This window comes from Rhodovulum sp. ES.010, assembly GCF_900142935.1.
Classification (GTDB): domain Bacteria; phylum Pseudomonadota; class Alphaproteobacteria; order Rhodobacterales; family Rhodobacteraceae; genus Rhodovulum.
The window spans coordinates 507,922-530,657 of sequence record NZ_FSRS01000001.1 but is presented as its reverse complement, the minus strand read 5'-3'; the positions used below and the strand labels follow the sequence as shown (position 1 = coordinate 530,657).

General features: G+C 69.0%; 19 protein-coding genes. 6 read left to right on the top strand and 13 right to left on the bottom strand.

Annotated features, from left to right (window positions below):
- Window positions 1-36 precede the first annotated feature (36 nt).
- On the top strand, window positions 37-1,971 hold the full coding sequence (locus BUR28_RS02650) for a monovalent cation:proton antiporter-2 (CPA2) family protein (protein WP_074218703.1): 1,935 nt from the start codon (window positions 37-39) through the stop codon (window positions 1,969-1,971).
- A 21-nt stretch (window positions 1,972-1,992) separates the two neighbouring features.
- On the opposite strand, the gene BUR28_RS02645 is transcribed toward BUR28_RS02650, so the two are convergent.
- The 5 genes from BUR28_RS02645 to BUR28_RS02625 form a co-directional block, all read right to left on the bottom strand.
- Entirely contained in the window at window positions 1,993-2,502 is a 510-nt protein-coding gene (locus BUR28_RS02645) for a CarD family transcriptional regulator (RefSeq protein WP_074218702.1), read from the bottom strand.
- Window positions 2,503-2,772: 270 nt separating this feature from the next.
- Window positions 2,773-3,111: a ferredoxin FdxA gene (gene fdxA, locus BUR28_RS02640; protein ID WP_074218701.1), complete on the bottom strand. Its 339-nt coding sequence runs from the start codon at window positions 3,109-3,111 to the stop codon at window positions 2,773-2,775.
- 51 nt (window positions 3,112-3,162) lie between these two features.
- Window positions 3,163-3,543 carry an RNA-binding S4 domain-containing protein gene (locus BUR28_RS02635; RefSeq protein ID WP_074218700.1) on the bottom strand — a complete coding sequence of 127 codons (381 nt, stop codon included), beginning with the start codon at window positions 3,541-3,543 and terminating at the stop codon, window positions 3,163-3,165.
- A gap of 4 nt (window positions 3,544-3,547) precedes the next feature.
- Entirely contained in the window at window positions 3,548-6,358 is a 2,811-nt protein-coding gene (locus BUR28_RS02630; protein WP_074218699.1) for a helicase-related protein, read from the bottom strand.
- A gap of 21 nt (window positions 6,359-6,379) precedes the next feature.
- Window positions 6,380-6,928, bottom strand: coding sequence for a tetratricopeptide repeat protein (locus BUR28_RS02625; protein ID WP_083626388.1), 549 nt, complete (start codon window positions 6,926-6,928; stop codon window positions 6,380-6,382).
- A 69-nt stretch (window positions 6,929-6,997) separates the two neighbouring features.
- On the opposite strand from BUR28_RS02625, the gene BUR28_RS02620 reads away from it, so the two are divergent.
- The 5 genes from BUR28_RS02620 to BUR28_RS02600 all read left to right on the top strand — a co-directional run bounded on the left by BUR28_RS02620 (window position 6,998) and on the right by BUR28_RS02600 (window position 12,374).
- Window positions 6,998-7,285 (top strand): SCP2 sterol-binding domain-containing protein, encoded by a 288-nt coding sequence (locus BUR28_RS02620; protein WP_074218698.1) that lies wholly within the window; start codon window positions 6,998-7,000, stop codon window positions 7,283-7,285.
- Between the two features lie 16 nt (window positions 7,286-7,301).
- Window positions 7,302-8,294, top strand: coding sequence for an alpha/beta fold hydrolase (locus tag BUR28_RS02615; RefSeq protein WP_074218697.1), 993 nt, complete (start codon window positions 7,302-7,304; stop codon window positions 8,292-8,294).
- A gap of 48 nt (window positions 8,295-8,342) precedes the next feature.
- Window positions 8,343-9,353 (top strand): ligase-associated DNA damage response exonuclease, encoded by a 1,011-nt coding sequence (locus BUR28_RS02610; protein ID WP_074218696.1) that lies wholly within the window; start codon window positions 8,343-8,345, stop codon window positions 9,351-9,353.
- A complete protein-coding gene (locus tag BUR28_RS02605; RefSeq protein WP_074218695.1) occupies window positions 9,350-10,942 on the top strand; it encodes an ATP-dependent DNA ligase in 1,593 nt (530 codons plus the stop codon). Before BUR28_RS02610 ends, BUR28_RS02605 begins: the two co-directional genes overlap by 4 nt.
- 64 nt (window positions 10,943-11,006) lie before the next feature.
- Entirely contained in the window at window positions 11,007-12,374 is a 1,368-nt protein-coding gene (locus BUR28_RS02600; RefSeq protein ID WP_074218694.1) for an FAD-binding oxidoreductase, read from the top strand.
- 28 nt (window positions 12,375-12,402) lie between these two features.
- On the opposite strand, the gene BUR28_RS02595 is transcribed toward BUR28_RS02600, so the two are convergent.
- The 8 genes from BUR28_RS02595 to BUR28_RS02560 form a co-directional block, all read right to left on the bottom strand.
- Window positions 12,403-13,362 carry an ABC transporter ATP-binding protein gene (locus BUR28_RS02595; protein WP_074218693.1) on the bottom strand — a complete coding sequence of 320 codons (960 nt, stop codon included), beginning with the start codon at window positions 13,360-13,362 and terminating at the stop codon, window positions 12,403-12,405.
- Window positions 13,359-14,333, bottom strand: coding sequence for an ABC transporter ATP-binding protein (locus tag BUR28_RS02590; RefSeq protein ID WP_074218692.1), 975 nt, complete (start codon window positions 14,331-14,333; stop codon window positions 13,359-13,361). The genes BUR28_RS02595 and BUR28_RS02590 overlap by 4 nt, the downstream gene beginning before the upstream one ends.
- 4 nt (window positions 14,334-14,337) lie before the next feature.
- The gene (locus BUR28_RS02585) at window positions 14,338-15,240 is read right to left on the bottom strand and encodes an ABC transporter permease subunit (RefSeq protein ID WP_074218691.1); all 903 of its coding nucleotides are present in this window, start codon (window positions 15,238-15,240) and stop codon (window positions 14,338-14,340) included.
- A complete protein-coding gene (locus tag BUR28_RS02580; RefSeq protein WP_074218690.1) occupies window positions 15,237-16,247 on the bottom strand; it encodes an ABC transporter permease subunit in 1,011 nt (336 codons plus the stop codon). The genes BUR28_RS02585 and BUR28_RS02580 overlap by 4 nt, the downstream gene beginning before the upstream one ends.
- On the bottom strand, window positions 16,244-17,341 hold the full coding sequence (locus BUR28_RS02575; RefSeq protein WP_074218689.1) for a M24 family metallopeptidase: 1,098 nt from the start codon (window positions 17,339-17,341) through the stop codon (window positions 16,244-16,246). The genes BUR28_RS02580 and BUR28_RS02575 overlap by 4 nt, the downstream gene beginning before the upstream one ends.
- Before the next feature lie 63 nt (window positions 17,342-17,404).
- The gene (locus tag BUR28_RS02570) at window positions 17,405-18,997 is read right to left on the bottom strand and encodes an ABC transporter substrate-binding protein (protein ID WP_074221486.1); all 1,593 of its coding nucleotides are present in this window, start codon (window positions 18,995-18,997) and stop codon (window positions 17,405-17,407) included.
- A gap of 331 nt (window positions 18,998-19,328) precedes the next feature.
- Window positions 19,329-21,359 (bottom strand): CocE/NonD family hydrolase, encoded by a 2,031-nt coding sequence (locus tag BUR28_RS02565; protein ID WP_074218688.1) that lies wholly within the window; start codon window positions 21,357-21,359, stop codon window positions 19,329-19,331.
- Window positions 21,356-22,672, bottom strand: a complete 1,317-nt coding sequence (locus tag BUR28_RS02560) for an ATP-grasp domain-containing protein (RefSeq protein ID WP_074218687.1) — start codon at window positions 22,670-22,672, stop codon at window positions 21,356-21,358. Before BUR28_RS02560 ends, BUR28_RS02565 begins: the two co-directional genes overlap by 4 nt.
- Window positions 22,673-22,736: the final 64 nt, after the last annotated feature.

The following is a 22,736-nucleotide window of genomic DNA, read 5'->3' as shown; positions in this document are numbered from 1 at the left end:
TAGACCCTGGGATCACCCATTTCGAACGAGGCGCCCATGGAATTCGCCCTGCTGCAAGCGACCGTCTATCTCGGGGCCGCGGTGATCGCGGTGCCGCTGGCCGCGCGGCTGGGGCTGGGGTCGGTGCTGGGCTACCTGCTGGCCGGCATCGCCCTGGGGCTCGTGCCCGGCCTCGGCGCCGATTCCGAGAGCCTGCAACATTTCGCCGAGTTCGGCGTGGTGCTGATGCTCTTCCTGATCGGGCTCGAACTGGAGCCGCGCGCGCTGTGGGAGATGCGCCACAGGCTGATCGGCCTCGGGGGGTTGCAGGTGCTGCTCACGACGGCCGCGGGGTTCGCCGTGGCCTCCGCGCTGGGGCTCGAATGGCGGGCGGCGCTGGCGGTGGGCATGATCTTCGCCCTGTCCTCGACCGCGATCGTCCTGCAGACGCTGACCGAAAAACGGCTGATGCCCACCCAGGGCGGCCGGGCGACCTTCTCGGTGCTGCTCACCCAGGACATCGCGGTGATCCCGATGCTCGCCCTGCTGCCGCTTCTGGCCGTCGCCCCCGCGGCCCACCTCGGGCCGGACGGGTCGGTGGTCCGCTCCGGGCTCGACGCCGTCGGCGACGCCCACGGCGCCGTGACCATCATCGAGGGCCTGCCGGCCTGGGGCGTCACGCTGGTGACGCTCGGCGCAGTCGCGGCGGTGATCCTGGGGGGCCATTACCTGACCCGGCCGCTCTTCCGCTTCGTCCACATGGCGCGGCTGCGCGAGATGTATACCTTCATGGCGCTGTTGATCGTGGTGGGCATCGCCGTCCTGATGAGCGCGGTGGGGCTTTCACCCGCGCTCGGCACCTTCCTGGCGGGCGTTGTGCTGGCGGATTCCGAGTTCCGCCACGAGCTGGAGAGCAATATCGAGCCCTTCAAGGGGCTGCTGCTGGGCCTCTTCTTCATCACCGTCGGCGCCGGCATCGATTTCGGCGTGCTGTTCGGCGAGCCCGCGCGCATCCTCGGGCTGACGCTCGCCATGGTGGCGATGAAGGGCGCGATCCTTTACGGGCTCGCGATCCTCTTCAAGCTGCGCGGCCGCGACCGGTGGCTGTTCACCCTCGGCCTCGCGCAGGCCGGTGAATTCGGGTTCGTTCTGGTCAGCTTCTCACTGCAGCAATCGGTGCTCACGACGCAGCTCGGCCAGACACTTCTGATCGTGATCGCCCTGTCGATGCTGCTCACGCCGCTGTTGTTCATCCTGCACGACGTGCTGGCGCGGCGGATGCACGTGGACGGCGCAAGCCCGGCCAAGCCCGACGCGATCGACGAACAACGCGCGGTGATCATCGCCGGCGTGGGCCGCTTCGGGCAGGTGGTCAACCGCATGCTGCAGATGTCGGGCTATCGCGCGACGGTGCTCGACAACGATCTCAACCGGGTGCAGCTGTTGCGGACCTTCGGCTTCACCGCGTTCTTCGGCGATCCGACCCGGCCCGAGATCCTCAGCGCCGCCGGGCTCGACGAGGCGCAGGTGCTGGTCGCCGCGCTGGAGGATCCGCAGGACACCACCAAGCTGGTGCGCTACGTCCGCCAGGTGCGCCCGGACCTCAGCATCGTGGCCCGCGCCCATGACCGGGTGCATGCCTACGAGTTGTACCGCGCCGGCGCGACGCAGATCGTGCGCGAGATGTTCGACTCCAGCCTCCGGGCGGCGCGCTACGTGCTGGAGGACCTGGGCGTTTCGGATTACGAGGCGCACGAACTGGAATTCGCGTTCTACAAGCACGACCGCGCCACCTTGCGCGAGCTCGCCGAACTCTGGGTACCCGGCGTGCCGACCGACGAGAACCCCGATTATCTCAAGCGCGCGCGCGAACTCAACAAGGAGCTGGAGACGGCGCTGGCCAGCCGCGAGGACATCTCGCAGGTCGAGGACGGCAAGGCGGACGCGGACGCAGCCACAGAAAAAGGCCGCGGCGCGGACGCCACGGCCTGAGGTAACCGATCCGGCGAGTGCTCAGGCGGCGCGAGAGACCAGCACCTCGTCCACCTGCTTCTGCGCGGCCGCCTCGTCGGCGCCGGAAACCGCGGCGACCTCGCGGGTCAGCCGTTCCAGCGCGGCCTCGTAAAGCTGGCGCTCCGAATAGGACTGCTCGCGCTGATCGTCGGTGCGATGCAGGTCGCGAACGACCTCGGCGATCGAGATCAGGTCGCCCGAGTTGATCTTCTGTTCGTACTCCTGGGCGCGGCGCGACCACATCGCGCGCTTGACCTTGGCCTTGCCCTTCAGCGTGGCCATCGCCTTGGACACGACATCCGGGGTCGAGAGCGAGCGCATCCCCACCTCGCTGGCCTTGTGGGTCGGCACGCGAAGGGTCATCTTGTCCTTCTCGAACGAGATCACGAAGAGCTCGAGCGGAATTCCCGCGATCTCCTGCTCCTCGATCGAGACGATCTTGCCCACGCCATGGGCGGGGTAGACGACGAAGTCGTTAGGACGGAACTCGGCTTTCTTGGTTTTGGACATTCATTCTTCCTCGCATGGACCCCCGACACAGCGCCGTAACATGTGTCCGGAGTGTCTATTTCCGGAGACATGGATACTCAGGCGCTGAAAATCCACCCCGCAGACGAAAGTCTGCGTGTGGCACGTCAGGACTCGGTCGGCCAATTTATGAAGAGACCATAACAGAAAAATGCCGCGCGGGGAAGCGCCGCGACAGAGCGACCGCCGCAAGTCCCTGTCCGGAAATGCGATTTCCTGCCCGCAGCTTGTGCAGCCGGGCCGAATCGGAGGTTAACCGCCCTCGCCGGGCGCCTCCGAGAAGTATTTCTCGCGCTTGCCGGTCTCGCCGTCACGCTCTTCGGCCTCGGGCAGCGGGTCCTTGCGGGTGATGATGACCGGCCAGATTTCCGAATACTTGCGGTTGAACTCGACCCATTGGTCCATGTCGGGTTCGGTGTCGGGGCGGATAGCGTCGGCGGGACATTCGGGCTCGCACACGCCGCAATCGATGCACTCGTCGGGGTGAATCACCAGCATGTTCTCCCCCTCGTAGAAACAGTCCACGGGGCAGACCTCGACACAGTCCGTATACTTGCAGGCGATACAGTTGTCGGTGACGACATAGGTCATTTGCAGACTCACATTATCCTTGTTGTTCAGGAACTAGAACACAGGGCCACATCATTCAAGCGGGGGTTTGCGTCGCTGCGCGATCTCCCGGCGGTCTTTCTTGGTGGGGCGCCCGCGGCCCTCGTATCGCGGATTTTCGGGGGGGCGTTCCTTGATCGGGGTCAAGTCCTCGTAGAGGCTGCGCGCCTCGGTCGCGGGCCCTCTGCGCGCACCCGGCGCGAGGATGCGCACCACTCGGATGTCGCGCCCCTGCGGAAAGGTCAGCGTGTCGCCCGGGCCGACGCGCGCGCCCGGCTTGTCGGTCTTGGCGGCGTTGACCCGGACATGCCCGCCCGAAACGGTCCTGGCCGCCAGCGTGCGTGTCTTGAAGAAGCGCGCCTGCCACAGCCACTTGTCCAGCCGGATCGTCGGGCGGGGGCCGCCGTCGCTCACGCCGTCAGGACTTGTCCCGCAGGCCCATCAGCGCGGCGGCGAAGGGATTGTCGGGATCGATCGGCTTGTCCTTCCTGGGCGGGCGCGACTGAAAGCTCGCGGGCTTGTCGTGGCGGGGGCCGCCCTTGCCCTTGGGCTTGCCGCGCGGCTTGCCCTTGCCCTGGGGCCGGTCGCCGCGCGAGGGGCGTCCGCCGCCCTTCCGCCGGGGCGCCCAGGAGAAGGTATAGAACACCTCGGTCTCGGGCTCGTCCCCGGCCGGCGCATCCGTCGGGCCGTCTTCCGCCGGGTCTTGCGTCGCCGCCTCGGGAGCGGCCTCCCCCTCGGCCGGGGCGGCGGGCGTCTCCGCGGCCGGGACCTCGGTCGCCTCCGGGGCCGGGTCCGCGTCGGCCGTCGCCTCGCCGTCGCTTGCCTTTTCGGGCGTGATCGCCGGCGCGCCCTTGACCTTGGGCCGCTCGCCGCGCTCGGCCTTGTAGCCGAGTCCCTGCATCAGGTCGGCGAACTGCTCCAGCGTCGTGCCGGTGATCGAGAGCATGTCGGGCTTGGCCTCGAAGCCGCCGCGCGTGTCCTCGGCGCGCAGAAGGTCGGCCAGCCGCTCCAGCATGTCGATACGGATCGCCCGCGCCCCGGCGGCGCGGTACCCTGCGAGCGTGTGGATTTCCGGCGTCACGCCCTCGCCCGACGGGATCGTCACCAGCCCCGGCGGCGGGCTTTCGGGGAACTCTTCGAGTCCCTTGGACAGCGACCACAGCACCAGGCGCAGCCGCGTCGGCGCGGGCTTCAGCAGCGTCGGCATGAAGATCGTGAACTGCCCGAACCGGATGCCGTGCTTGCGCAATTGCCCGCGCGCCTCCTGGTCGAGTTGCTTGACCTCCTGGGCCACGCCCTCGCGCGGCAGGATGCCCAGCGCCTCGACCATGCGGAAGGCGAAGCCGCGGGTCAGCCCGGTCAGGGTCTCGTCGCGCTGCAGGTTCACCAGCGGCTCGAACAGGGTGGCCACGCGGCGGTCGATGAAATGCTGCAGCCGTCGGCGCACCTTCTCGGCGACGTCCGGGCCGGCCTCCTCGTCGACGAAGGGCTCCACCAGCGGCTTCAGCGGGTCGGCGCCGGGCACCAGCTTGCCCACCGCGTTCCCGCCCCACATCAGGCCGCCCTGCTCGGTGAAGTCCAGCTCGGTGTCGGGCGCATTGTAGAACCGGTCGGCCCGCAGGTGGAACTCGGGACCGAGGGCCGCCAGCGCCGCCTGGCGCAGGGTGCGCGCCTCGTCCGGGCTGGCGGACGCGTCCTGACGGAATCGGAAGCCTTCGAGGCGACCCACATGTTGTCCCTCGACCGTCACCTCGCCCTTGTCGTTCACCTCGGCCACAAGGCTCTCCTTCTGCTTCAACCGGCGAAGCAGCACGCTCGTCCGCCGGTCAACAAATCTCTGCGTCAGCGCGCCGTGCAGCGCATCGGACAGGCGGTCTTCTACCGCGCGGGTGAGGCCGCGCCAATGCTCTTCGTCCGCCACCCAGCCCGTGCGCTGTGCGACATATGTCCAGGTGCGGATATAGGCCAGACGTTTCGAGAGCGTGTCAATGTCGCCATCTGTCCGGTCGATGCGCTTCACCTGCCTGGCCAGCCAGTCGTCCGGCACCCGGCCCGACTCGTTCAGATAGCCGAAGATGCGTTCGAGCAGGCCGGTATGCTCGGTCGACGAGATGCCGCGGAAATCCGGGATTCGGCAGACGTCCCACAGCAGCTTGACGTCGCGCGCGTCGCGCAGGCGGTCGCGCAGATCGGGCAGCGCGACCAGCGTCTTGAGGGCATGCAGGTCGTCGGCCTCGCGCGCACGGGTCAGCCAGTCGCCCTCGGCGCGCGCCTCCAGCGCGGCGATCAGCCGCTCGGGGCTGCCGAAATCCAGCCGCGCATTGCGCCATTGCAGCTTGCGCACCGGCGCAAAGCGGTTCTCGACGATCGCTTCGGCCACCTCGTCGTCCAGCGGCCGCGCCTCGCCGGTGACGCCGAAGCTGCCGTTCTGGGTGTGCCGCCCAGCGCGTCCCGCAATCTGCGCCAGTTCGTTGGGCTGCAGGGGCCGCATCCGGCGGCCGTCGAATTTCGACAGCGCCGAGAAGGCGACATGCTTGATGTCGAGGTTCAGCCCCATCCCGATCGCGTCGGTCGCCACCAGGTAATCGACGTCGCCGTTCTGGTAGAGTTCCACCTGCGCGTTGCGGGTGCGGGGCGACAGCGCCCCCATCACCACCGCGCAGCCGCCCTTCTGCCGGCGGATCAGTTCGGCGATGGCATAGACGTTCTCGACCGAGAATCCCACGATGGCCGAGCGCGGCGGCATCCGGCTGATCTTCTTCGAGCCGGTATAGACGAGCTCCGAGAACCGCTCGCGTTTCATGAAATGCGCCCCTGGCACCAGCGCCTGGATCGCGCCGCGCATCGTCTCGGCGCCGAGGAACAGCGTCTCGTGCAACCCGCGCGCGTGCAGCAGCCGCTCGGTGAAGACATGCCCCCGCTCGGGATCGGCGCAAAGCTGGATCTCGTCCACCGCCAGGAAGTCGGCGCCGGTGCCGGTGGGCATCGCCTCGGCGGTGCAGACCCAGTATTGCGCGCGGTCGGGCACGATCCGCTCTTCGCCGGTGACCAGCGCCACCACGGACGGCCCGCGCAGGGCCACGATCCGGTCATAGACCTCGCGCGCCAGAAGTCGCAGCGGCAGGCCGATCACGCCCGTCCGGTGGGCCAGCATCCGCTCGATGGCATAATGGGTCTTGCCGGTATTCGTCGGCCCGAGGACCGCGGTGATCCTCGCCTGCTCTGCCATTCCCTGCCCTTTCGCCCGATCTCAGAGCGAGCGGCCGGAGGTCATGAGTTCCAGCCGTGTCACGGCCTCTTCTAGGTCAGGATCGTGCGGATGTATAGCATGGGCACGCTGATACGCCTCCAACGCGGCGTCATACCGCCCGGTTTCCTCCAGGATGGCGCCAAGCCCCATCAACGCCCCGAAATGCCGGGGGTTAAGCTGCAGCGTGCGGGCGAGATCCGCCACGGCCGGGCCGAACCGGCCGGTCTTGAAATAGGCCAGCGCGCGGGCGTTGTACCCCTCGGCGAAATCCGGCGCATGATCGGTGAGCGCCGTCAGATGCTCGATGGCGGTTTCGAACGCGCCCTCTTCCACCGCCTCGCGACCGCGCCGCAGCAGCAGGTCCATCGCGGCCGAGCCCGATCTGGACCATTCCTCCCAGATCGAGTCCTCGACATTCTTCCAGTTCGGCAGGTCGGGCTGCTGCAACTCGTCCAGCAGAGCCTCGGCCCGCGATCCGTCCGCCAGGGCGGGCGCGGCGGCCAGGAATGCCGTGACGACAGCATTGAGAATGTGACGCGAGATGCCCATAACACATTTGAGATTAGCGCAACGCGCGGAAAATGCGACAGCCCGCGCAATCACAATCGGAGGACCGAGATGAGCGAGATGATCGACAAGGCCGTCGAGACCCTGAACGAGCGGATGAACAACGCGGTCGACGGCGTCGTCAAGTTCGTGATCGAGGACGAGGGCTCGGTGATCATCGACGGCGAGGGCGCCCGCCCCGGCGACGAAGAGGCGGATGTCACGCTGTTCGCCTCGCTCGAAACGTTCCGGGGCATGATGGATGGCGAGGTGAACCCGACGGCCGCCTTCATGACCGGAAAGCTCAAGATCGAGGGCGACATGGGCAAGGCGATGCAACTTGCCCAGATGTTCTCCTGACCCAAGTAAAGGATCGATGGAGGAGGCACCGCTTTACAACGACATCGCCGAGGGCCCCGGAGACGCCGGGGCGTTCTGGATCATGGCCGCGGATGGCATACGGCTGCGCCTCGCCGTCTGGGGGGCCACGGGCGCGCGGGCGACGGTGCTCCTGTTTCCCGGCCGCACCGAGTATGTCGAGAAATACGGCCGCGCGGCCGCCGACCTGGCCGCGCGCGGCTTCGCCACGGTGGCGATCGACTGGCGCGGACAGGGGCTGGCCGACCGCCTGCATGACGACCCCGTGCTCGGCCATGTCGACCGGTTCGCGGCCTATCAGCGCGACGTGGAGGCGATGGCGCGCGCCGCCGGCGCGCTGGGCCTGCCCCGCCCCTTCCACCTGCTGGCGCATTCGATGGGCGGCTGCATCGGGCTGCGCGCCCTGCACGGTGGGCTGGATGTGGCCTCGGTCGTCTTTACCGCGCCGATGTGGGGCATCCGGATGCCACCCCTGATGCGGCCGGCGGCCTGGATGATCAGCGCCGCGAGCCGCCCCCTGGGCCTGGGCAGCCGGGTCACGCCGGGCCGCGGCGCCGCGGCCTATGTCGAGGCCAGCGACTTCGACGACAACGAACTGACCGGCGACGCCGAGATGTACGGCTACATGCGCCGGCAAATCGCCGCGCGGCCCGAGATGGCGCTGGGCGGCCCGAGCCTCAGCTGGCTGCACGAGGCGCTGCGCGAGACCCGCGCGCTGGTCCGCATGCCGCCGCCGCCCCTGCCCGCGCTGACCTATCTCGGCAGCGACGAGCGGATCGTCTGCCCGAACGCGATCCGCACGGTCAAGGGCGTTTGGCCGTCCGGCACCCTTCGCGAGATCGAGGGCGCGCGCCACGAGGTGATGATGGAAGGGGCGTCGGTCCGCGACCGCGTCTTCGACGAGGTGGCCGAGCATTTTCTCCGCCACGCCGCGCCGCGTGCCCCGCTCGGCGGACCGGGAACCGGGCCGGCCTCCGCCGTCTCCGTCTGACATGCGGGCGCCGTGGCCCCGGCCGCGCCCGGCCCTATACTGCCCAGCATGGCCGTCCTGACCTTCACCGAGCGCGGCATCTACTGCCCCGCGGCCGATGTCTTCATCGACCCCTGGGCGCCGGTCGACCGTGCGCTCGTCACCCATGGCCATGCCGATCACGCGCGGCCGGGCCACGGCCGTTACCTCGCGACCGACACCGCCGCCCCGGTGATCCGCCACCGCCTGGGCGACATTCGCCTCGACACCGTCCGCTATGGCGAGACGCGCCGGATCGGCGACGCCACCGTGTCGTTCCACCCGGCCGGCCATGTGCCCGGCTCGGCCCAGATCCGGGTCGAGGTGGGCGGCGAGGTCTGGGTGGTCTCGGGCGATTACAAGCTGGAGGATGACGGGCTCTCCGAGCCGTTCGAGCCTGTCGCCGCGCATGCCTTCATCAGCGAATGCACCTTCGGGCTGCCGGTGTTCAAGTGGCGCCCGCAGGCGGAGGTGTTCGCCGAGATCGACGCCTGGTGGGCGCAGACCGCGGCCGAGGGCCGGTTCACGCTGCTCGGCGCCTACGCGCTGGGCAAGGCGCAGCGCCTGCTCGCGGGCGTGGACGCGGGCATCGGGCCGATCCTGACCCATGGCGCGGTCGAGGCGACCTGCGCGGTGATGCGCGCCCAGGGGATAGCGCTGCCCGACACCGTGCAGGTCACGCCCGACACCGATCTCAAGGCCCATGCCGGCGCGCTGGTCCTCGCGCCGCCCTCGGCGCTGGGCGGGCCCTGGGCCCGGCGATTCGGCAAGGCGGCCACCGGCTTCGCCTCGGGCTGGATGGCGCTCCGGGGCGTGCGCCGCAGGCGGGCCGCCGACCGCGGTTTCGTCCTGTCCGACCACGCCGACTGGGCCGGGCTGAACGACGCGATCCGGGAGACAGGCGCAAGCCGCGTCTTCGTGACCCACGGCTATACCAGCGTCTTCCGCCGCTGGCTGGCCGAGCAAGGCTACGACGCCGAGATCGTCCAGACCGCCTTCGAGGGCGAAAGCCTCGACCGCGCGGACGGGGAGGAGGAATGAAGCGCTTCGCCGCCCTCTTCACCGCGCTCGACCGCACCACAAGGATCACCCCCAAGGTCGCGGCGCTGGCCGACTATTTCACGCAAGCCCCCGAGGACGACCGCCTCTGGACCGTGGCGCTTCTGTCGGGGCGCCGCCCGCGCCGGGCGGTCAACACGACGCGGCTTCGCGAATGGGCGGCGGAACGCGCCGGGCTGCCGCTATGGCTCTTCGAGGAATGCTACCCCGTGGTGGGCGACCTGGCCGAGACCATCGCGCTGGTGCTGCCCCCCGCCACCGGCGACAGCACCGCCAGCCTCTCGGACTGGATGGCCGAGATCGTCGCGCTTGCCGATCTGCCCGAGCCCGAGCGCAAGGCCCGCATCCTCGCCGCCTGGGACGCGCTCGACGGCACCGAGCGGTTCCTGTTCAACAAGCTGATCACCGGCGGCTTCCGCGTCGGCGTCAGCCAAAAGCTCATGACGCGCGCGCTGGCGCAGGCCACCGGCATCGAGGAGGCGGAGCTTGCGCACCGGCTGATGGGCGACTGGACGCCCGCGACGACCAGTTGGGCGGGGCTCATCGAGGCCCCCGACCCCGCCGCGCAGCTTTCGCGGCCCTACCCGTTCTACCTGGCCTACCAGGTCGAGGAGGGCGCCGAGGGGCTGGGCGACGCGGCCGACTGGCTTGCCGAATACAAGTGGGACGGCATCCGCGGCCAGCTGATCGTCCGGGGGGCCGAACATTTCGTCTGGTCCCGCGGCGAGGAACTGATGACCGACCGCTTCCCCGAACTCGTGGCCGCCCGCGACTTCCTGCCCGAGGGCACGGTGATCGACGGCGAGATTCTCGCGTGGATGGACGGGCGCCCCCTGCCCTTCGCCGCGCTCCAGAAACGGATCACCCGCAAGACCGTGCCGAAGAAACTGCTGGCCGAGGCGCCGGTGGTGCTCAAGGCCTACGACCTTCTCGAACACCAGGGCCGCGACATCCGGCAAACGCCGCTTGCCGAGCGCCGCGCGCGGCTGGAGGACCTCTTCGCCGGGCTCCCGGAGGACAGCCCCCTGCGCCTGTCGCCGCTCCTGCCCTTCGACGATTGGCCGGCGCTGGCGTCTATCCGCGAAGGCGCGCGGGCCGAGGGCGCCGAGGGGGTGATGCTGAAACGCCGCGACGCGCCCTATCTGGCGGGGCGCAAGAAGGGCGACTGGTGGAAATGGAAGCTCGACCCGCTGACCGTCGACGCGGTGATGATCTATGCCCAGGCCGGCCACGGCCGCCGCGCCACGCTCTACACCGATTTCACCTTCGCGGTGTGGGACGGCGCCGACCTCGTGCCCTTCACCAAGGCCTATTCGGGGCTCACCGACGCCGAGTTCCGTTCGATCACCGCCTGGGTCCGGCGCAACACGCTCCAGCGTTTCGGGCCGGTGCGCCAGGTCCGGCCCGAGCAGGTCTTCGAGATCGCCTTCGAGGGCATCCAGGAAAGCACCCGCCACAAGTCGGGCGTGGCGCTGCGCTTCCCGCGCATGGCACGCTGGCGCCGCGACAAGCCGCCGGCCGAGGCGAACACGCTGGACGACCTGAAGGCGCTCTTGGCCACCTATGGCTGAGGCCCCTTGCATTCGCCGCCCGGTCGCGGTTCACCGGGGCGCGTCACCCAGACAGGAGGTCCCCATGAGCGCCCTTTCCGACCTCGCCGACCTGCTCGGCCCGCGCCTGTCGACGGGCGCCTCCGTGCGCGACCAGCACGGCCGGAACGAGTCGCATTTCCCGCCGGCCCTGCCCGACGCCGTCGCCTTCCCGGAATCGACCGAGGAGGTGGCGGCCATCGTCCGGGCCTGTGCCGCCGATGGTACGCCGGTCACCGTCTTCGGCACCGGTACCTCGCTCGAAGGCCAGCACCTGCCCGTCGCGGGCGGGATCAGCCTGGACATGTCGCGCATGAACCGGGTGCTGGCGGTCCATGGCGGCGACATGGACGCGGTGGTGCAGCCCGGCCTGACGCGCACCGGGCTGAACGACGCGCTGCGCGACTCGGGGCTGTTCTTTCCGGTCGATCCGGGCGCCGATGCCTCGCTCGGCGGCATGGCGGCCACGCGGGCCTCCGGCACGACCACCGTGCGCTACGGCACGATGCGCGACAACGTCATGGCGCTTGAGGCGGTGATGGCGGACGGCAGCGTGATCCGGACCGGCAGCCGGGCGCGGAAATCGGCCTCGGGCTACGATCTCACGCATCTGCTGGTGGGCTCGGAGGGCACGCTCGGCATCATCACCGAACTCACGCTGCGCCTGCACCCCCTGCCCGAGGCGGTCGCGGCCGCGACCTGCCGGTTCCCGAGCGTCGCCGAGGCGGTGGCCTGCGTGATCGAGGTCATGCCGGCGGCGATCCCCATGGCGCGGATCGAGCTCGTCGACGAGATGATGGTGCGGGGCTTCAACCTCCACGCCGGCGCCGAGATGCCCGAAATGCCGCATCTCTTCCTGGAGTTCCACGGCGCGCCCGGCGCGGTCGCCGACCAGGCGGCGCTGTTCCGCGAGATCGCCGAGGATCACGGCGTGTCAGGCTGGCAGGACGCGACGACGACCGAGGCGCGCAGCGCCCTCTGGCGGATGCGCCACAACGCCCACCACGCGACCGGCGCGCTGGAGCCCGGCAAGCGGACGCTCGCCACCGATGTCTGCGTGCCGATCTCGGCGCTGGCAGAGGCGGTGGCCGACGCGCAGGCCGGTGCACGCGATCTGGGCCTGACCAGCGCCATCGTCGGCCATGTCGGCGACGGGAACTTCCATTGCGGGGTGCGGCTGAACCCCGAAGACGCCGACGAGATGGAACGCGTCGCGGAATTCTCGCGGCGGCTGGCGGAGACCGCGCTGCGCCTCGGCGGCACGGTGACGGGCGAACACGGGATCGGCCTGGGAAAACGCAAATACATGCGCGCCGAACACGGGAACGCGCTCGACTGGATGCGGCGGCTGAAGGCGGCCTACGACCCCAAGGGCATCCTGAACCCCGGCAAGCTGCTGCCCGACGCGGAGTGAGAGCCCCGCGCGGCGGCGCGGGCCGGCGTCAGGTGTTCTCCGGGTAGAAACAGGCGGCCTTGTGCCCGTCGCCCTCCAGCACGGGGCGCTCGGCCCGGCATCGGTCCTGCGCCTTCCAGCAGCGCGCGGCGAAAGGGCAGCCCGGCGGAATGTTCAGCGGCGAGGGCAACTCGCCCGACAGCTTGATGCGTTCCTTCTCGCGCACCGGGTCGGCCACTGGCGTCGCGGACAACAGCGCGACGGTATAGGGGTGGCGCGGCCGCTCGAACACCTCGTCCTTGGTGCCGGTCTCGACCGCCCGGCCGAGATACATCACCATCACCTCGTCGCAGACATGGCGGACCACCGACAGGTCGTGCGAGATGAACAGATAGGTCAGCCCCAGCCGCTCCTGCAGTTCCAGCAGCAGATTCAGGATCTGGCTCTGCACCGACAGGTCGAGCGCCGAAACGGGCTCGTCCAGCACCAGCACCTTCGGTTCCAGCATCAGCGCGCGGGCGACCGCGATGCGCTGACGCTGCCCGCCCGAGAACATGTGCGGGTAGCGGTCGTAGAATTCCGGGCGCAGACCCACCAGCCGCATCACCTCGCGCACCTTTTCCTCGCGCTCGGCGCGGGACATGTCCTTGCGGTTGATCTTCAGCGGCTCGGCCAGGATGGCACTGACCCGCTGGCGCGGGTTGAGCGAGCCGTAGGGGTCCTGGAACACGATCTGCACGGCGTCGCGATGCGCGTCCCACTGGTCGGGCGTGATCCCGATGCCCTCGATGGCGAAGCCGCCTTCGCTGGGCGGCTCGATCATCGTGACGACGCGCGCGAGCGTGGACTTGCCGCAGCCCGACTCGCCGACAACCGCAAGCGTGCGCCCGCGCGGAATCTCGAAACTCACTTCCGAAAGCGCGCGAATCTCCTGCGGCTTCGACAGCAGGCCGCCCCCGACCTCGTAGAAGCGCGACAGGCCGCGGGCGCTGACGACGGGTTCGCTCATCCCCGGCCCTCCCCGTGTGGCAGCGGATAGTGACAGCGTGCCCAGCCAAGCCCCGGCGGCTGGACGACGGGCGGCACCTGCCGGCATGTCTCGTCGGCATACTGGCAGCGCGGCGCGAAAAGGCAGCCCCTCGGCCGGTCGAACTGGCCGGGCACCACGCCCGGGATCGTCGGCAGGATACGCGTCGTGGCGCGTTCGGGCAGCGCGGCGAGCAGCGCCGCGGTATAGGGGTGGTGCGGGGTCGCGAAAAGCGGCTCCACCGGCTGTTCCTCGACCTTCTGGCCGGCATACTGGACGCTGACGCGCCGCGCGGTCTCGGCCACCACGCCCATGTCGTGGGTGATCAGGATCAGCGCCATGCCGGTTTCGGCCTGCAACGCGGTCAAGAGGTCCAGGATCTGCGCCTGGATCGTCACGTCGAGCGCGGTGGTCGGTTCGTCCGCGATCAGCAGGCGCGGGCGGCAGGCGATCGCCATCGCGATCATCACCCGCTGGCTCATGCCGCCCGACAGCTGGTGCGGAAAGGCGTTCAGCCGCCGCGCCGGATCGGGGATGCCCACCATCTCCATCAGTTCCAGCGCGCGGGCATGGCGCGCCTTGGCGTCAAGGCCGAGATGCTTCTTCAGCCCCTCCTTGATCTGGAAGCCCACGGTGAAGCACGGGTTCAAGGACGACATCGGCTCCTGGAAGATCATCGCGATGTCCTTGCCGACGATCTTGCGGCGGGTGCGCGGCGCGAGATCGCGCAGGTCCTGCCCGTCGAAGCTCATCTCGTCGGCGGTGACCGTCGCGGTCCAGGGCAGAAGGCCCATCAGCGCCAGCATCGACACCGACTTGCCCGAGCCGGACTCGCCCACGATGGCCAGGATGTCGCCCGCCTCGACGGTGATGTCCATCGCGTCGACCGCGCGGAACTGGCCCGACGCGGTGGCGAAATCCACCGAGAGGTTCCGGATGGTGAGCAGCGCCATTCGCTCAGCTCCGCTTGAGCTTGGGGTCGAGCCCGTCGCGCAGCCCGTCGCCCATCAGGTTGATCGCCAGCACCGTCACCAGGATCGCGACGCCGGGGAAGGTGACGACCCACCAGGCGCGCAGGATGAACTCGCGCGCCTCGGCCAGCATGGTGCCCCATTCGGGCGTGGGCGGCTGCGCCCCCATGCCGAGAAAGCCCAGCGCCGCGGCATCCAGGATCGCGGTGGAAAACGACAGCGCCGCCTGCACGATGATCGGTGCCAGGCAATTGGGCAGCACGGTCACGAACATCAGCCGGGGCAGCTTGGCCCCCGCCACGCGGGCCGAGACCACGTAATCGCGGGTGCGCTCGGCCATCACCGAGGCGCGCGTGAGGCGCACGTAATGCGGCTGCAGCACCAGCGCGATGGCGATCATCGCGTTCAGCAGCGAGGGGCCCAGGATCGCCACCAGCACCAACGCCAGCAGGAGCGACGGAAACGCCAGGATCACGTCCATCAGCCGCATGATCAGCGTATCGAGCCATTTCGGCGCGAAGCCCGCGATCAGCCCGATCAGGATGCCGCCCGAGGCCGCGACGACCACCACCACGATGCCGACGAAGAACGAGAACCGCGCGCCGTGGATCAGCCGCGAGAGCATGTCCCGCCCCAGCGGGTCGGTGCCCAGCGGAAAGGCCCAGGTTCCGCCGTCCGCCCAAGCCGGGGGCAGCAGGGTGTAATCGCGGAACTGCTCGGTGGGGTCGTAGGGGGCCAGCAGCGGCGCGAAGAGCGCCACGAAGACGAAGGCCACGAAGACGTAGAGCCCGATCACCGCGCCCCGGTTCTCGCGGAAATAGTACCAGAACTCGGCCAGCTGGCCCTGCCGCGCCGGCGCCGTTCCCTGTGCGTCGGTGTCTGCCGTCATTTCCGCGCCCTGATCTTGGGATTGATGAGCCCGTAGAGGATGTCGACCGTCAGGTTCACGACCATCACCATCGAGGCGATCAGAAGAAGCCCGCCCTGCACCACCGGGTAGTCGCGGCGGAAGATCGAGTCGACCATCCACTTGCCGATTCCCGGCCAGGAAAAGATCGTCTCGGTCAGGATCGCGCCGGCCAGCAGCGTGCCGACCGACAGGCCGATCACGGTGATGACCGGTATCATCGCGTTGCGCAGCGCGTGCATGCCGTTGACCCTGAGCGGCGACAGCCCCTTGGCGCGCGCGGTGCGGATGTAGTCCTCGGACAGGACTTCCAGCATCGCCGAACGGGTCTGGCGCGCGATCACCGCAAGCGGGATCGTCCCCAGGACGATCGCGGGCAGGACGAGGTGGCGCGCGGCCGAGGCGAACGCGCCATCCTGCCCCGACAGCAGCGTGTCGATCAGCATGAACCCCGTGACCGGCTCAAAGAAATACAGCAGATCGATCCGCCCCGAGACCGGAGTCCAGCCGAGATTGCCCGAGAAGATGATGATGAGCAGCAGCGCCCACCAGAAGATCGGCATCGAATAGCCCACCAGCGCCGAGGACATCAGCACGCGGTCGAACAGCTTGCCGCGGTTGACCGCGGCGATCACGCCCGCGGGCAGCCCCACGGCGATGGCAAAGACCATGGCGCAGATCGACAGTTCCAGCGTGGCCGGAAACAGCGCGAAGAACTCGTCCCAGACCGGGCGCTTGGTGACGTAGGACACGCCCAGGTCGCCCTGCAGCACCCCGGTGAGGTAGTTCCAGAACTGCACCACCAGCGGCTCGTCGAAGCCGAACTGTTCGTAAAGCTCCTGGTAGCGCTCCTCGCTCAGCCCGCGTTCGCCGGCCATCACGATGATCGGGTCGCCCGGCAGCACGCGGATGAACGCGAACGAGATCAGCGTCACCCCGATGAAGGTGGGCAAGAAGGTCAGCAGGCGTGCGAGGAGGTAGCGGATCATGAGGCGGTCACTATTAACTCGCGGGGAAAGGTGGTCAATGACTGGCAGCCGGTTTCCGTGACGAGAATGTCGTCCTCGATGCGCACCCCGAACCCGCCCGGCCGGTACAGGCCCGGCTCGTCGGTGAAGACCATGCCCGGCTCCAGCGGCTGGGGATTGCCGCGCATGATGTAGGGCGCCTCGTGCACCTCGCGGCCCAGCCCGTGGCCGGTCTTGGTGCGGATATGCTCGGCGAAGGGCGAGGATTCGAGCACCGAGATCACCGCATCGTCCACGGCGTGCGCGGTGACGCCCGGTTTCGCGATCTCGTGGCCCTTGAGATTCGCGCTGAGAACCGTGTCGTAGACCTCCAGCGCCTCGTCGGTGGCATGCCCGACGAACACCGTGCGGGTGATGTCGGCGCAGAACCCGCCCCAGCGGGCGCCGAAATCCAGAAGCAGCGCATCGCCCGCCCGGATAGCGTAGTCGGGACGGGCGGCGGCGTGCGGCCGCGCCGAGTTGTCGGCGGCCGCCACGATCGGCGGAAAGGCCAGGTCCTCGGCCCCCTCGGCGAACAGCGCCTGGATGAGCATCTGCTCGACCTGCTTCTCGGTCTGGCCGGGGCGCACCCGGTCCAGCACGGTGGCCAGGGCGCGTTCGGAAATCGCGATGGCCCGCTCCAGCGCGGCGATCTCATCGCCGGTCTTGCGCAGGCGCAGCGCAGAGATCTCGCGTTCGGCATCGACGAGGTCGAGCCCCGGATAGGCGGCCGCCAGCGCGTGATGGACGAAGACCCGCATCACCTGCCCCTCGACCGCCAGCCGCCCCAGCGGCATGTGCCGGGCGAGCGCCTCGAAGGCGGGCTGGTAGCCGTCCTGGTCGCGCCAGTCGAATACCGCGCCGGGAAAATCCAGAAGATCGAAGGACCGCAGTTCCAGATTCGGCACGATGGCCGCGGGCGGTCCCTCGGCCGGGACCACCACGACCAGCGGGCGTTCGTTGCTGTGAAAGCCGTGGCCCGTCATCCGGGTGAAGTTGGGGCCGGGCACCAGGGCCACGGCATCCATCCCCAGCCGGGACGCAAGCCCGGCATAGTCCGCAAGTTTCGACGCCATGTCGATGAAACCCCCATAAGCCGGGCGGGGCCGCCATCGGCCCCGCCCGCAGTCGTCAGGCCGTCACTCGGACAGCCCCACCTCGGTGAAGATGTGGCCGCCCAGCGGATGCACCTTGTAGCCCTCGACCTCGGGGCGCACCGGCATGAACACGACCGAATGCGCGATGGTCGCCCAGGGCGCCTGCTCCTTGAAGACGGCCTGCGCCTCTTCGTAGATCGCGGTGCGCTCGTCGCGGTCCGAGGTCACCTTGCCGGCCTCCAGGAGCTCCTGGAACGGCTCGTGGCACCATTGCGCGCGGTTGGCCCCGCCCACGCCGTCGCAGCCGAGCAGCGCCAGGAAGTTGTCCGGGTCGCCGTTGTCGCCGGTCCAGCCCAGCAGCACCGCGCCGTCGCGGTCGGCGTCCTTCGAGCGGTCGAGATACTCGCCCCATTCGTAGGTGACGATCTCGACATCGACGCCGATCTGCGAGAAGTCCTCCTGGATCAGCTCGGCCATGCGGCGCGCATTGGGGTTGTAGGGCCGCTGCACCGGCATCGCCCAGACCTTCATCGACAGGTCGCTGACACCCTCTTCCTCCAGCATCGCGCGCGCGGCCTCGGGGTCGAACGGGTCGTCCTCGACGTTGTCGTTATAGGACCACATGATCGGCGGGATCGGGTTCTTGGCCGCCGTCCCGGTGCCCTGGAACACCACGTCGATGATGGCCTGCTTGTCGATCGCCATGTTCAGCGCCTTGCGGACCTTCGGGTTGTCGAAGGGCGCCATCTGCGTGTTGTAGGCGAGGTAGCCGACGTTCAGCCCTTCCTGTTCGAGGACGTTGACCTCGGGGTCGTCCTTCATCGCCTGCACGTCGGCCGGGTTCGGAAAGGGCATGACATGGCATTCGCCCGCCTTCAGCTTCTGGTAGCGGACCGAGTTGTCGGTGGTGATCGCGAAGATCAGGTTGTCGACCTTGGGCAGGCCGTCCTTCCAGTAGTCGGGATTCGCGGCATAGCGGATCACCGCGTCCTTCTGGTAGGCGACGAACTGGAACGGGCCGGTGCCGATGGGCTGCTGGTTCAGCATCTCCGGCGTGCCCGCCTCCATCATCGCGTCGCCATATTCCTTCGACTGGATCGAGGCGAAATCCATCGCCATGTTGGCGATGAACGGCGCCTCCGGCCGGTTCAGGACGAACTTCACCGTGTAGTCGTCGACCTTCACGATCTCCTTGATGAGATCGGACATCCCCATGTACTCGAAATATTCCCAGGTGCCGCCCGAGACCTCGTTGTAGGGGTGGTCGTCCTTCCACTGGCGCTCGAAGGTGAAGATCACGTCATCGGCGTTGAAGTCGCGGCTCGGCGTGAACTGGTCGCTGGAATGGAACTTCACCCCCTGGCGCAGCTTGAAGGTGTATTCCAGCCCGTCCTCGGACGCCTCGTAGCTTTCGGCGAGGCCCGGCACGACATTCGTGGTGCCCGTCTCGAACTCCACCAGGCGGTTGAAGACCGGGTGCGAGGAGGCATCGAAGGTGGTGCCCGAGGTGTAGAGCGCCGGGTCGAAGCCCTCGGGCGAGCCCTCGGAGCAGTAGACGAGGGTCTGGGCGGCGGACGCGCCCGTGCCGAGAAGGGCCAGCACGCCGGCCGTGGCCATGAGGTTTCTGAGTTTCATGGTGATCTCCAGTTGGACCATGTGATGTTTGCCTGTGTCGTGGCTCGGGGCCTCGTCGCGTCTTGGAAAGCCGCCCGCCCCCGACGCGAGGGCACGGGCGTTATTGTCGTTCGGGACGGGGCGGCCCGCCGCCCGTATCGCCGTGAACGCGGCCAGAACGGTCGCGGCGGCGCCTCGGGCCGCTGCTTCGGGTCTGTGCGGGTGAATGACCGTCATCGGCCCTCGCCCCCCTCGTTCGGCCGGAGTGTTCACAAAATCGTCGCGGAGTTCAAACGCTTTCGGCACCTTCCGCGGCGGCAACGCCGCGCGACGCCGGGCGGTTTCCGGGCGCTCATACGAAATCCCGCGGCAGCGACAGATTCCAGCTCCGGCAGAAGACCCGGTTGCCGTCCTCCCAGGCATCGAGATCGGCGGAGATGCGAAACTCCGCGGGCGTCGAGGTCAGGACCGTGCGCGCCTCGGTGCGCACCGCCCAGTCGTCGCGCTTCAGCCCGCGCAGGAGGCGCGTCTCGCCCCGCGGCGAGAGGAAATCGTCGCCCTGGGCGGAATACCACTCGAAGGCGCGGTTCTCCACGTCGAGGTCGATCTCGTCGAGATGCAGGATGCCGTTGTCGTTGATCACCTCCAGCGTCGAGAGGTCCCGTGCAAGGTCGCGATGCACCAGCCAGTTGTGATGCCCGGTCTCGACCACGCGCCGGGGCGTGGGCGCCGCCCCCTCGGGGGGGCCGAACGCGCGCAGGCCGTCATCCGCGGGGCGCGGCGCGCGCACCGGCAAGTCGAGCGCGCTCTGCCGGGGATGGATCGTCAGGCGCACGGGCGCGGGCGAAGGCCAGGCCAGCGGCCAGTAGGAGGTCGAGACCGCCAGGCGCAGCCGGTGCCCGGCGGGAAAGGACTGGGCGATGTCGTTCATCCCGATCCGCACGGTATAGCGCTTGCCCGGTTCCAGCGGCTCGGGATGCTGGCGCGAGGTGCGGTGGGTCAGGTTCAGCATGCCGTAGGTGACGCGGGTGGCCTTGTCGTCCGGGGCGACATCGGACAGCCGCACCGCGACCATGGCCAGCGGCCGGTCGCTGGACAGGGTGAGTTCGACGCAGACCCGACCCAGGATTTCCAGCGGCGCGTCGAGCGGCGCGCTGTCGAAGATCAGCGCCCCGCCATCCTCCTGCCGCTGATCGTGCGCGAGGTCGGGACCGGCGGCGTAGGAACACCATTTGCCCGCGAAAAGCCCCAGCGTCAGCGGCGACTGGATCGGCAGGTCGGCCTCCGGCCCGGTGTCGCCCTCGGCCAGGATCGCCCCCGGCCCCAGCCCGCGGCGCACCGTCCTGACGTTCGAGGACGGCCAGTCCGGCTCGGCCACCCAGCGGCCGGGCCGGTGCGCGTACCGCGCGCTGGGCGGCACGCTGTCCTGCATCCAGACCCGCAGCATCGGGTCGTCGTCCACGCCGGCGTCGATGCCTTTCAGCCAGTGGTCCCACCAGCGCACGCATTCCTGCAGGAACCCGATGGCCGGGCCGGGCACGCCGATATGGGGGTACTTGTGGCTCCACGGCCCGATGAGCCCCTGGCGCGGCCCGTCGAGGTTGGCCAACAGCCGGAACACCGCGTTCGAATAGCCGTCCGCCCAGCCGCTGACCGCCATCACCGGGCAGCGCACCGCCGCGTAATCCTCGCAGACCGAGCCGTGGCGCCAATAGGCGTCGCGGCGCTGGTGCCGCAGCCAGGTTTCCAGCCACAGCCCGCTGCGCTCCAGCCGCTCGGTCCACATGTCGCGCCAGCGCGCGCCCACGACCTGCGGGTCGGGCGGCAGCGAGGTGTAGGAGAACATCACCGAGGCCCAGGACAGGTTGTCGCCCAGCAGGCAGCCGCCCATGTGGTGGATGTCGTCGGCATAGCGGTCGTCGGTGGAACAGGCGGTGATGATCGCGCCCAGCGCCGGCGGCTGGCGCGCGGCGATCTGCAGCCCGTTGAACCCGCCCCAGGATATCCCGATCATCCCCACCGTGCCGCTGCACCAGGGCTGCGCGGCCAGCCACTCGATCACGTCGCAGCCGTCCTGCAACTCCTGTTCCAGGTATTCGTCGCGCAGAACGCCGTCGGAATCGCCGCTGCCGCGCAGGTCGACCCGGACGCAGGCATAGCCGTGGCCGGCGACGTACGCGTGCATGACCGAGTCGCGCGCGCGGGTGAAATCGCGCCGCCGGTAGGGGATGTATTCCAGCACCGCGGGCACCGGGTCGGACTCGGCATCCTCGGGCAGCCAGATGCGCGCGGCCAGCCGCGCCCCGTCGCGCATCGGGATCCACACGGTCTCGCGGTCGCGGATGGCGCGGGGAAACGCGGTGCGGACGGCCGGCGCGCTCATTGCGGGGTCCGTCCCGGCCGGGCGGTGCGAATGTCCATCTCGTCGAACAGGCGGCGGAAATTGGCGTGCAGCGCGTCGCGGCTGTCGGCCCCCATGAAGATCGCCGCCAGTTCGTGGCTGTACTCGTCGTAATGGTGATCGTCCCGCAGCCGCATCCCCTGGTCGACATGCATCTTGATGTCGGTGCCGGGGTAGCGCGCCTCCAGCGCGCGGACCTCCGCCTCGGACGGGGCGTGGGTCACGATCTCGTCGTCGGAATGGCCGTAGAGCCGGGGCATGAACTTGGCGGCGTAGCGATAGGCGCCGCGCCGGGCGGGAAACTCGGGCCGGCGCCCCAACGCCACGTCGATCATCACCTCCTTGTGCGGCACGCCCTCGACCTTGTCGAAGATCGGGCTGTGCGACTTGGAGATGCGCGCATTGATCTCCAGCAGCGACAACCGCTTGTCCCGTGCTTGGTAGAAGAACTCCATGTTGAAGGGCGTGTCGTCCAGGCCGATCCGCTCCAGCACCGTCGCCGCGTAGGAGCGCATCCGCGCCTTGACCGGTTCGGGCAGCGCCGAGGGGTATTCGTAGCGTTCGAGGCTGGAGCGGTTGCGGCCGCGGATCGAGTCGACGATGCCGTAGACCGTCGTCTCGCCCTCGAAGACGTAGCCTTCCAGCGTGCATTGCCGGCCCGTCGAGATGATCTCCTCGGCGATGCATTGCGCGGCCCCCGCCGCCGCGATCTCGTCCGGCAGGTCGGCATACCCCATCAGCACCTCCAGCGGTCCGGCGAAGCGATGGATGCCGGCCCGCATCTCGGACAGAGCATGCGCGTAGTCGGCCCGGTTCCGGACCCGGAACCCCAGGATCGAGGAATGCGACGTGACCGGCTTGATCCAGAACGGATAGGGCAGCGGCGGATCGCCGGCATCGGCCTCGAAGGGATCGACCAGCGCGAATCGCGGCACCGTCTCGGGCACGGCCCCGGCCTGCTCCCGGCGGCTCCAGTACTTGTGCTGGCACCGCAGGACGCTTTCCAGGCTGGGGCCGGGCAATCCGATCTCGCGCCGCAGGATCGGCAGCATCACGATCGAGGGAAAATCCCAGTAGCCGACGATGGCGTCGACCGGCCCGTCGAAATCGCGCAGGATCGCCCGGCCCTTGTCCAGCAGCGCCTCGATGTCGAAGCTCGGCGCGTAGGTGATCTCCTCAAGCTCGTAGAGCGGGTGGAACGCGTAGCGATCGGCACGGCGCACGCTTTGCAGCAGGCGCAGGTTGAACGGATCCAGCCCCGCGACGAAGATGTTCGTCTTGCGTTCGGCGTCCATGCCTTCCCCCCTTCGGCAGGCTTTCACGCGACACACGACCTGTCAAACCCGCGCCGGCCGCGGC